The organism is Streptomyces sp. PKA51 (assembly GCF_057552455.1).
The window spans coordinates 25,222-36,179 of sequence record NZ_BAAJPZ010000014.1 but is presented as its reverse complement, the minus strand read 5'-3'; the positions used below and the strand labels follow the sequence as shown (position 1 = coordinate 36,179).

General features: G+C 74.1%; 7 protein-coding genes. 2 read left to right on the top strand and 5 right to left on the bottom strand.

What is annotated here, in order from left to right; all coding sequences use genetic code 11:
* Positions 1-56: 56 nt before the first annotated feature.
* From AC27L3_RS20705 to mce, 5 genes are all read right to left on the bottom strand, one after another.
* Positions 57-827, bottom strand: coding sequence for an ABC transporter permease (locus tag AC27L3_RS20705; protein WP_487235657.1), 771 nt, complete (start codon positions 825-827; stop codon positions 57-59).
* A gap of 2 nt (positions 828-829) precedes the next feature.
* Complete coding sequence (locus AC27L3_RS20700) at positions 830-1,810, bottom strand: ABC transporter ATP-binding protein (protein ID WP_487235546.1); 981 nt, start codon at positions 1,808-1,810, stop codon at positions 830-832.
* A 100-nt stretch (positions 1,811-1,910) separates the two neighbouring features.
* Positions 1,911-2,849 carry a coiled-coil domain-containing protein gene (locus AC27L3_RS20695; RefSeq protein WP_344437353.1) on the bottom strand — a complete coding sequence of 313 codons (939 nt, stop codon included), beginning with the start codon at positions 2,847-2,849 and terminating at the stop codon, positions 1,911-1,913.
* A 123-nt stretch (positions 2,850-2,972) separates the two neighbouring features.
* Positions 2,973-7,871: a polarized growth protein Scy gene (gene scy / locus AC27L3_RS20690; protein WP_487235545.1), complete on the bottom strand. Its 4,899-nt coding sequence runs from the start codon at positions 7,869-7,871 to the stop codon at positions 2,973-2,975.
* 163 nt (positions 7,872-8,034) lie between these two features.
* On the bottom strand, positions 8,035-8,475 hold the full coding sequence (mce, locus tag AC27L3_RS20685; RefSeq protein ID WP_487235544.1) for a methylmalonyl-CoA epimerase: 441 nt from the start codon (positions 8,473-8,475) through the stop codon (positions 8,035-8,037).
* A gap of 139 nt (positions 8,476-8,614) precedes the next feature.
* Here mce and AC27L3_RS20680 point away from each other — a divergent pair, with 139 nt between their 5' ends.
* Positions 8,615-9,826 (top strand): acetyl-CoA C-acetyltransferase, encoded by a 1,212-nt coding sequence (locus AC27L3_RS20680; RefSeq protein WP_487235543.1) that lies wholly within the window; start codon positions 8,615-8,617, stop codon positions 9,824-9,826.
* Positions 9,827-9,900: 74 nt separating this feature from the next.
* Entirely contained in the window at positions 9,901-10,860 is a 960-nt protein-coding gene (gene meaB / locus AC27L3_RS20675) for a methylmalonyl Co-A mutase-associated GTPase MeaB (protein ID WP_487235542.1), read from the top strand.
* Positions 10,861-10,958 lie beyond the last annotated feature (98 nt).

Sequence of the window (10,958 nt, the reverse complement as noted above, 5' to 3'; positions counted from 1 at the left end):
TAAAGGTTAGGAGGGTAATCGAGAGGTTGACGGTTCCCGGTGCGGGTGGGGCGGGGTCACGCGTCGCGGGTGCGCAGGACCGCGTACCCGCCGGCCAGCGCGGCCACCACCCACAGCACCATGATCGTGAAGCCGCCCCAGGGCCCGTAGGGCGCGTCGCTGCCGGCGGTGACGACCTGCATGACCTTCTGGCCGGCCTGGTCGGGCAGGTACTGGCCGACCTTGCGGGTGGCGGAGACGTTGCCGAGGATCGCCGAGATGAGGAAGAAGAAGGGCATGAGGATGCCCAGGGCCAGCATGGGGCTGCGCAGCATGGTGGCGACGCCCATGGAGAAGACGGCGATGAGGGTCATGTAGAGGCCGCCGCCGATGACGGCGCGCAGGACGCCCGGCTCCCCGAGGGAGGTGCTGTGGTCGCCGAGCATCGCCTGGCCGGCGAAGAACGCCGCGAAACTCGTGATCATTGCGATGACGAGGGCCAGCAGCCCGGCAATAACGATCTTGCAGAAGAGGAAAATGCCGCGCTGCGGCACGGCGGCCAGCGACGGGCGGATCATTCCGGTGCTGTATTCGTTGGAAACGACCAGCACCCCGAAAACGATCAATGCGAGCTGGCCGAGTCCCATGCCGGCGAAACTCGTGAACGTCGGATCGAAACGGATCTTGTCGCGCACCGGCATCCGCTCGAAGCTGCGGTTGGTCAATGCGCTGATCAGCAGGGAAAGGGCGACGGTGACCACGACCGCGACGCCCAGCGTCCACACCGTCGACCGCACGGATTTGATCTTCGTCCATTCCGAGCGGAGGACCTGGCCCACCACCGCCATGGTCACGACCCCTTCCTGCGCCAGTCCGCGCCCCACGCCTTCGGTGGCGGCGCACCGCCCGGCACCGCCGCCCGGTGGTTCTCGTGGGCGTGGTACTCCACCGCCTGCGCCGTCAGCCGCATGAAGGCCTCCTCCAGGGAGGCCGACTGGGAGCTGAGCTCGTGCAGCACGATCTGGTGCCGTGCCGCCAGCTCGCCCAGATGCGCGGCGTCCTCGCCCTCGACCTCCAGCACGCCCTCGCCCGCGGGGACGTGGTCGATGCCCGCCCCGTGCAGCACTTCCCGCAGGCGCTCGTGGTCCGGGGAGCGCATGCGCACGTACGACCGGGAGTTCTCCCGGATGAAGTCGCTCATGCCGGTGTCGGCCAGCAGCTTCCCCTGGCCGATGACGATGAGGTGGTCGGCGGTCAGCGCCATCTCGCTCATCAGGTGCGAGGAGACGAAGACCGTACGGCCCTGGGCCGCCAGGTCCTTCATCAGGTTGCGGATCCAGTGGATGCCCTCGGGGTCGAGCCCGTTGACCGGCTCGTCGAACATCAGGATCCGCGGATCGCCCAGCAGCGCGGCGGCGATGCCCAGCCGCTGGCCCATGCCCAGCGAGAAGCCCTTGGTGCGCTTCCTCGCCACCGAGGCCAGGCCCACGGTGTCGAGCACCTCGGCCACCCGGGCCCGCGGGATGCCGTTGGACTGCGCCAGACACAGCAGGTGGTTGCGCGCGCTGCGGCCGCCGTGCACGGCCTTGGCGTCGAGCAGGGCGCCCACCGTCTTCAGCGGGTCGTGCAGCTGCCGGTAGTGCCGGCCGTCGATGCGGACCGTTCCCCCGGTCGGGTGGTCCAGGCCGAGCATCATCCGCATCGTCGTGGACTTGCCCGCGCCGTTGGGCCCCAGGAAGCCGGTGACGACGCCCGGGCGCACGGTGAACGTGAGCCGGTCCACGGCACGCACGTCGCCGTAGTCCTTCGTCAGCCCCTCGACCTCGATCACTCGGCCACGGTAAGGGCGTCCGCGGTACCCCGCCACCGGGCGAAACACCGCGGAACGCCCACCACCGGTTCCCCGGTCGAGCGACCGACCGGACGTGCCCTCAGCGGCTCTGCTGGGCCGGGACGCCGCGCGTGATCGGCTCGTCGTCGCCCGGCACCCCGGCCGCGGCCACCGCCGCGCCGGTCAGCGTGGCCAGCATCTCGCGGACGTTGGTCAGCTGGGCGTTGATGCTGTCGCGGCGGTTGGTCAGCGCCGCCAGCTCCCGCTCGGACTCGCTGCGGATGCGGTCCGCCTTGGCATTGGCGTCGGCCACGATGTCCTCGGCCTGACGCTGCGCCGTCTCCACCGTCTGACGGGCCCGCCGCTCGGCGTCAGTGCGCAGCTTCTCCGCCTCCAGGCGCAGCTGCTCGGCACGGTGCTCGATCTCCGCCAGCCGCTTCTCCGCCTTGGCCTGGCGGGAGGCGAGGTCGCGCTCGGACTGCTCGCGGCGCTTGGCGAGGTTGGTCTCGAAGTCCGCGGCGGCCTGCGCGGCCTTGGCGCGGGTCTCCTCGAAGAGGGCGTCGGCCTCCTCGCGCTTGGACTGGGCGTCCTTCTGCGCCTCGGCCCGCAGCGTGGCCGCGTCGCCCTTGGCCTTCTCGATGATCCGGGCGCCCTCGTCCTCCGCCTTGGCCTTGCGGTCGGCGGCGAAGGCCTCGGCGTCGTTGCGGACCTGCTGGGCGGCCGACTCGGCCAGCTCCCGGTGCTGCTCGGCGGCCCGCCGGGCCTCCTCGCGCAGGTCCTTGGCCTCCTCCTCGGCCAGCCGGAGGATCTTCTCGACCCGCGCGCCGAGCCCCGCGTACGACGGCTCGGCGTCATTGATCTGCGCCTGGGCGTTCTGCGTTTCGAGGTGGAGCTCCTCGATGCGCTTTTCCAGGGAGGTGATCCGGGCCAGCGCGCTGTCACGGTCCGCTACGAGCTTGGCAATGCGGTCGTCCACCTGGCCGCGGTCGTATCCACGCCGCACCAACTCGAAGCCGAAGGGAGAGGAAGTGTCGCTCATGGGGTTCCTGTCATTGGAGACCGGTGAGGTGTTGAGGAAATCCTAGGGGCGTGAGCGGCGCGTCATGGAGCAGATGGATAAGGACAGTTGGGGAATCTGGAAAATGACCCCTCGATTGAGTGGCTACTTCCGATCGTGCTTGCCACCCGAACGAGTTGCGCCGGCACCCACGGCCGCCTTCACCCCGCCGTCCTTCGAGCCGCCCGCCCCCGGGGACTCAAATGATTCCAACGCCTCCAACACGTCCTGGACACGGGAAATCTCCGCCTGAATGTCCTCGCGCCGGCGAACCAGCACCTCCAACTCCCGCTTCGCTTCCTCCAGAAGCCCGTCCGCCTCCGCCTGAGCCTCGGTGCGCAGGCGCTCGGCCTCGCGTACGGCGGCGGCCCTCTTCTGCTCCGCCTCCTTGATCAGCCCGTCCGCCTTCTTCACGGCGGTGATCCGCACCTTGCTGGCCTCGCTGTTGGCGTCCGAGATCAACTTCTCGGCCTTCGCCTCCGCCTCCGCCAGCTGCTCGGTGGCCGCCGCGACGAGCTTGTCGCAGCGCTCGCCGGCCGACGCCATCGCCTCGGCCGCCTCCGCCCGGGCCCGCTCGTGCAGCTCCTCCACGTCGCTCTCGATGCGCGAGCGCAGCTCCTCGGCCCGCTCCCTTATCGCGGTGGCGTCCCCGCGCGCCTCGGCCAGCAGCGTGTCGGCGTCCGTACGCGCCTGCTCCACCAGCTCGTTGCCGCGGCCGGTGGCCTCCCGGACGATCCGCTCGGCCTCCTTGCGGGCCGCGCCCACCATGGCGTCGGCCTGCTCCTCGGCCGCCGCGGCGGCCCGCACGGCCTCCTCCTGGGCCTTGGCGACCAGCGCGTCCGCCTGCTCGGCGGCCTCCGCCCGACGCTGGGCCGCGGCCTCCCGCGCGGCGTCGACGGTCGCCTCGCCCTCGGCCCGCGCCTCCGCGCGCAGCCGCTCGGCCTCCAGCACCGCGTCGGCCTTGATCTTCGCCGAGTCGGCGCGCGTGCTGTTGGCGTTCTCCTGCGCCTCCGCGAGCGCCTGCGCCGCCTCCGTGGCCATCCGCTCGGCCTCGGCCGCGGCCTCGGCGATCAGGGCGTCCGCCTGCTCGGCGGCCTCCGCCCGGCGGGCACCGGCCGCCTCCCGCGCCTCGTCGAGCACCCGGTTCGCCTCGGCCCGGGCGCCCTCCAGCGCCGCCTCGGCGTCCGCGCGCAGCCGCTCGGCCTGCTCGGTCGCCTCGGTCAGGGCACGCTCGGCCTGCTCGGCGGCCTCCGCCCGGTGCGCCTCGGCGGCCCGGCGGGCCTCCTCGGCCGCCGCGGCGGCCTGCTCGGCCATCCGCTCGGCCTCGGCCGTGGCCCCGGTGATCAGCTCGTCCGCCTGCTCGGCGGCCTCGGCCCGGCGGGCGTTCGCCGCCTCGCGGGCCTTGTCGAGGATGCGGTCGGCGTCGTCCTGCGCGGACGAGGTCAGCTCCGCCGCCTCGTTGATGATGCGCTCGGCCTCGGCCCGGCCCTCGGAACGGATCCTGTTGGCGTCGTCGCGGGCCTCCGCCCGGGTGCGCGCCGCGTCCTGCTCCGCCGACGCCAGCGCGTCGGAGGCGTCCGTGCGCATCTGCTGCGCCCGCGCGGACGCGTCCGCGACCAGCCGCTCCGCCTCCGCCGTCGCCTTCGCGACCAGCGCGTCGGCCTTCTCCTGCGCCTTCGTCCTCTTCTCGGCCGCCTCCGCCGTCAGTCGCTCCGCCTCCGCGGCGGCCTCGGCGATCAGGGCGTCCGCCTGCTCGGCGGCCTCCGCCCGGCGGGCGCCCGCGGCCTCGCGGGCCTCGTCGACCGTACGGGCTGCCTCGGCGCGCAGCCGCTCGGCGTCCGCCTCGGCCTCCGCCCGGTGGGCCTCGGCCGCCCGGCGGGCCTCCTCCTCGAAGCGCGCCGCCTCCTGGCGGGCCGCCTCGACCATCTCGGCCGCCTCGGCGATCAGCCGGTCCGCGTCCGCCGCCGCCTCCGCACGGTGCGCCTCGGCCGCCTCGCGGGCCTCCTCGACGCTGCGGGCGGCCTGCTCGGCCATCCGCTCCGCCTCGCTCGTCGCCTCGGCGATGAGCTCGTCGGCCTGCTGGGCCGCCTCCGTACGCCGCGCGTTGGCCGCCTCGCGGGCCTCGTCGACCGTACGGGCCGCATCGAGACGCAGCCGCTCGGCCTCCGCCTCCGCCTCGGCACGGTGCGCCGCGGCGGCCTCCTTGGCCTGCTCCTCGAAGCGGGCCGCCTCCGCCTTCGCGGTCTCCGTCAGCTCCGTCGCCTCCGCGACGATGCGCTCCGCCTCGCCCGTCGCCTCGGCGATGAGCTCGTCCGCCTGCTGGGCGGCCTCCGAACGGCGCGCGTTGGCCGCCTCCCGGGCCTCCTGCAGCGCCCGCGCGGCCTCGTCCGACAGCCGCTCGGCCTCGGCCCGCGCCTCGGCGACCGTACGCTCCGCCAGCTCGCGGGCCTCGTCCAGGGCCGCCGTGGCCTCCGCACGCGTCCGGGCGGCGTCCTCGTCGGCCCGCTCGCGCTCCGCGTACGCCTCGGCCCGCACCCGGTCCGCCTCGATCTGGGCGTCGGTGACGGTGCGTTCGGCATTGTGCTCGGCCGCCGACCGCAGGCCCGCGATCTCCTCCTCGGCCTCCTCGCGCAGCCCGGCCACCGACTCGCGCACCTGCTGCGCGGTCTGCTCGGCGGCGGCCACGAGCTCGCTCGCCCGCGCCTCCGCCTCCTCGACCAGGCGCCGGCCCTCCTCCTGCGCCTCGGCGACCCGCTTGCGCGCCGACGCCAGCAGCTCCTCGCTCTGCTCGTGCGCCGCCGCACGCTCCGCCTGCGCCTGCGCCCGGGCACCGGACAGCAGCTCCTCGGCCTCCCGGCGGCGCCGGGCGGCCTCCTCCTGCGCGGCGGTCAGCGCCTCCGCGGCCTCGGCGGCCGTGCGCTCGGCGACGGCATGCGCCTCCGCCCGCACCCGGTCGGCGCTCTCCTGCGCCTCCGTGCGCAGCCGCTCGGCCTCGGCCTCGGCCTCCTCGCGCAGCCGCGTCCCCGCGGCCTCGCCCTCGGTCCGCGCCCGCGCCGCCTCCTCGGTGGCCTCGGTGCGCAGCCGCTCCGCCTCGTCCTCCGCCTGCGCCTGCAGGGTGCGCGCCCGCTCGGCGGCCTCCGTGCGCAGCCGCTCGCTCTCCTCGGCCGCCTCCTTGCGCAGCCGCTCGGCCTCCGCACGGGCCTCGCGCAGCGCCGTCTCGGCCGCCTCCACGCGCTCGGCGGCCTCCGTGCGCAGCCGCTCCAGCTCCGCCTCGGCCTCCTCGGCGCGCGCCTGCGCGGCCCGCTCGGCCTCCTCGCGCAGCGCCCGCGCGGCCTCCTCGGCCTCCGTCCGTACGCGCTCGGCGTCGCCGGCGGCCTCGGTGGCCGTCTCCTCCGCCTCCGTACGCGCCCGCTCCAGGGCCTCCTCCGCCTGCTTGCGCAGGGCGGCGGCCCGCTCGGCGGCCTCGGTGCGCACCCGCTCGGACTCGGCAGTGGCCCCCGAGCGCGTCTCCTCGGCGTCCGCCTTGGCCTTGACCAGCAGCTCCTCGGCGGTCTTCGCCGCCTCCTCGATCTGCTGCAGCGCCTCGCGCCGCGCCTCCTCGCGGATGCGCTCGCCCTCGGCCACCGCCTCCGCCCGCAGCTGCTCGGCCTCGCCGCGCAGCCGGCGTGCCTCCTCCTGCAGCTCGACGGTGCGCGCCCGGTACTCGGCGGTGTCGTCCTTCGCCTCGCCCTTGAGCTGCTCGGCGGTGTCGGCGGCCTCGGCCCGCAGCCGCTCGGCCTCGGCCTCGGCCTCCTTGCGGATCCGCTCGGACTCCTCGGCCGCCGCCTTGCGCGCCGCCCGGGCGTCCTCCGTGGCCTTCGCCAGCACCTCCTCCGCCGTCCGGGCGGCCTGCGCCAGGGCGGCCGCGGAGTCCTCGGCGACGGCGCTGCGCGCCTTCTCGGCGGCCTCGGCCACCAGCCGCTCGGCCTCCGCCGCGGCGTCCGCCCGCAGCTGCTCGGCCTCGGCCTTGAGGGCCTCGGCCTCCTTGGTGGCCTCGCTCACCAGGCGGGCGATCTCCGCCCGCGCCGTACGGGTGCGCTGCTCGTTGTCCGTCTCGGTGGCCGCAAGGCGCCGGGTCGCGGCCTCCTTGGCCTCCGTGACCAGCTTCTCGGCCTCCGCGCGCGCCTCGCGCAGGGCGGTGTCCGCCTCCTGCATGCGCGCCTCGGCCGCCCGGGTCAGCTCGCTCGCCGTACTGCGGGCCTGGTCGGTCTCCGTCGTGGTGGCCATCCGCAGCCGCTCGGCGTGGTCGGTGGCCTCCTGCGCCTGCGCGGAGGCGGCCGCCAGCAGCCGCTCGGCGTCCGTACGGGCCCGGCGCAGGATCGCTTCGGCTTCCGCCCGGGCCTCCTCCGCGGCGGCCCCGAGCCGGCCGCTGGCCTGCTCGGTCAGCCGCTGCGCCTCCGCCCGGGCGGCCGCGAGGGCGGCCTCCGCCTCGGCGCGGGACTCCTCCAGCAGCCGCCGGGCCTGCGCCTCGGTGCGCGCCCGCAGCTGCTCGGCCCAGGCGACGTTCTCGTTGACGTGCGACTCGACGGTGCGGCGGCGCTCGTTGAGCTCCTCGTCCAGGCGCTGGCGCCGGGCGACCGCCTCGGCGTGCAGCTCGGCCTCCATGCGGGCCTGCCGCTCGGCCTGCTCCTGCAGCAACCGCTGCGTCTGCGCCCGCGCCTCGCGCAGCTCGCGCTCGGCGTCGCTGCGCAGCTGCTCGGCCTGGATCTGCGCATTGCGCAGCAGCTGCTCGGCCTGGTAACCGATGTCCGCCGAGTCGTAGGCGGGACGGTGGGCGAGCTGACGGCGCGCCTCGTGGAGCTTGGCGCGCAGGACCTCGACCTGGTAGCCGAGGTCGTCGGCATGCTGGACCGCCTTCTCCCGCTCCGTCTTCAGCCGCTCCATCTCGGCCTCGAACTGCGAGAGATGGTCGAGTTCAGCCCGTTGACTCTCCTGGCGCTCGTAGCCCCGCACAGTGCGGTCCATCCGTCCCCTGGTCGCATCGGCGGCCGGCCCCGTACTGCGTCGGTGGTGGAACCCGGAGCCCGCCCTTCCGAAGAAATGGTGTCAGATCATCGGTACAGCCCGGTCCGGGGACCCTGGGGGCCCCGGCCGAACCTGCACTCTACCGGCCGGGGGGAGGGCGCGGTCAGTGCTCCGCGGTCCCGGCAGCCGCCGAGGTGACCAGTTCCGTCAGCACGCCGTGACAGTCCTTGGGGTGCAGGAAGGTGATGCGCGAATCCATCGAGCCCCGGCGCGGCTCGTCGTACAGCACCCGCACGCCCTTGCCGCGGATCGCGGCCGCGTCCCCGTCGACGTCCGCCGTGCCGAACGCGATGTGGTGGACGCCCTCGCCGTTCTTCGCCAGCCACTTGCCCACCGGGGAGTCCTCCCGGATCGGCTCCAGCAGCTGCAGGTAGGAGGCACCGCCGTCGTCGGTGCCGTTGATTTTCAGCATGGCCTCGCGGACACCCTGCTCCTCGTTGACCTCGGTGTGGAACACCTCGAAGCCGTACGTGGCACGGTAGAACTCGACGGTGGCGTCGAGGTCGGAGCAGGCGATCCCGATGTGGTCGATGCGCGTCAGCATGGCTTCAGTGCACCGCTGCCGGTGCGGTTACGCAACGTGCGCGCGATCACACCGTCGGGCCGGTGACCGCCGGGTGACCGCTCAGTACATTGACGGGAACCGTCGTTAACATCCCTCTCCGCTCGAAGGGGCAGCGCCCATGTCAGGAACGAACGGAAATTCCGGTACGACCTCCGTCATCGTCTCGGGCGCCCGCACGCCCATGGGCCGCCTGCTGGGCTCCCTGCGCAGCTTCTCCGGGGCCGAGCTGGGCGCCTTCGCCATCAAGGCCGCCCTCGACCGAGCCGGGATAGGGGGTGACCAGGTCCAGTACGTGATCATGGGCCAGGTGCTGCAGGCCGGCGCCGGGCAGATCCCCGCCCGCCAGGCCGCCGTCAAGGCCGGCATCCCCATGTCCGTCCCGGCCCTGACCATCAACAAGGTCTGCCTCTCGGGCCTGGACGCCATCGCCCTGGCCGACCAGCTCATCCGCGCGGGCGAGTTCGACATCGTCGTCGCCGGCGGCCAGGAGTCGATGACGAACGCCCCGCACCTGCTGCCCAAGTCCCGCGAGGGCTACAAGTACGGCGCCGTCGAGATGCTCGACGCCATGGCCCACGACGGGCTCACGGACTCCTTCGAGAACATCGCCATGGGTGAATCGACGGAGAAGCACAACACCCGTCTGGGTATCCGCCGCCCCGAGCAGGACGAGTTCGCCGCCCTGTCCCACCAGCGGGCCGCCGCCGCCCAGAAGAACGGCCTGTTCGAGGCCGAGATCACCCCCGTCGAGATCCCCCAGCGCAAGGGCGACCCCGTCCTGTTCAGCAAGGACGAGGGCATCCGCCCCGAGACCACGGCCGAGGGACTGGGCAAGCTGCGCCCCGCCTTCGCCAAGGACGGCACCATCACCGCCGGCACCTCCTCGCAGATCTCCGACGGCGCCGCCGCCGTGGTCGTGATGAGCAAGGCCAGGGCCGAGGAGCTGGGCCTGGCCTGGATCGCCGAGATCGGCGCCCACGGCAACGTCGCCGGCCCCGACAACTCCCTGCAGTCCCAGCCGTCCAACGCCATCCGGCACGCGCTGGGCAAGGAGGGCATCGGCGTCGAGGACCTCGACCTGATCGAGATCAACGAGGCGTTCGCGGCCGTTGCGGTGCAGTCCATGAAGGATCTGGGCGTATCCCCTGAAAAGGTGAACGTCAACGGCGGAGCCATCGCGCTCGGCCACCCGATCGGCATGTCCGGCGCCCGCATCGTGCTGCACCTCGCCCTCGAACTGAAGCGGCGCGGCGGCGGCACCGGCGCCGCGGCCCTGTGCGGCGGCGGCGGCCAGGGCGACGCCCTGATCATCCGCGTGCCCGGCAACTGACCCCTCCCGGACCCCTCGGACCCCGTCGGGGACCCCCTCGGTCCCCGTCGGACCCCCTCGCGACAGGAGCAGCCATGGTGGACGTCCCCGCACTCGTCGAACAGGCGCGTGAGGGCCGCCCGCGCGCGGTGGCCCGCCTGATCTCCCTGGTGGAGGGGGCGTCCCCGCAGCTGCGCGAGGTCATGGCGGCGCTCGCGCCGCTGACCGGCGGCGCCTACGTGGTGGGCCTGACCGGCTCGCCGGGCGTCGGCAAGTCCACCTCCACCTCCGCCCTGGTCAGCGCGTACCGCCGGATGGGCAAGCGGGTCGGCGTCCTCGCCGTCGACCCCTCCTCGCCCTTCTCCGGCGGCGCGCTGCTCGGCGACCGCGTACGGATGTCCGAGCACGCCTCCGACCCCGGCGTCTACATCCGCTCCATGGCCACCCGCGGCCACCTCGGCGGCCTCGCCTGGGCCGCCCCCCAGGCCATCCGCGTCCTGGACGCGGCCGGCTGCGACGTGATCCTCGTCGAGACGGTGGGCGTCGGGCAGTCGGAGGTGGAGATCGCCTCCCAGGCCGACACCTCCGTCGTGCTGCTCGCCCCCGGCATGGGCGACGGCATCCAGGCCGCCAAGGCCGGCATCCTCGAGATCGGCGACGTGTACGTCGTGAACAAGGCCGACCGCGACGGGGCCGACGCCACCGCCCGCGAGCTCAACCACATGCTGGGCCTGGGCGAGGCACGGGGCCCCGGCGACTGGCGGCCCCCCATCGTCAAGACCGTCGCCGCGCGCGGCGAGGGCACCGACGAGGTCGTCGAGGCGCTCGACAAGCACCGCGCCTGGATGGAGGAGCGGGGCGTCCTCGCCGAGCGGCGGCTGCGCCGCGCGGCCCACGAGGTCGAGACGATTGCCGTCACGGCTTTGCGGGAGCGCATCGGCGACCTGCGCGGCGACCGCCGGCTGGCCGCGCTCGCGGACCGCGTCGTGAGCGGCACGCTCGACCCGTACGCGGCGGCGGACGAATTGGTTGCGGGTCTGACCGAGCGGGTATAGGCCATGCGAAATGAGCCCGGCGAATTCCGGTCGCCGGGCTCATTTCCTTGCTCGCCGGCTTGCTTCGTGCACCGGGTACTTCGTTTACCGGGCACTTC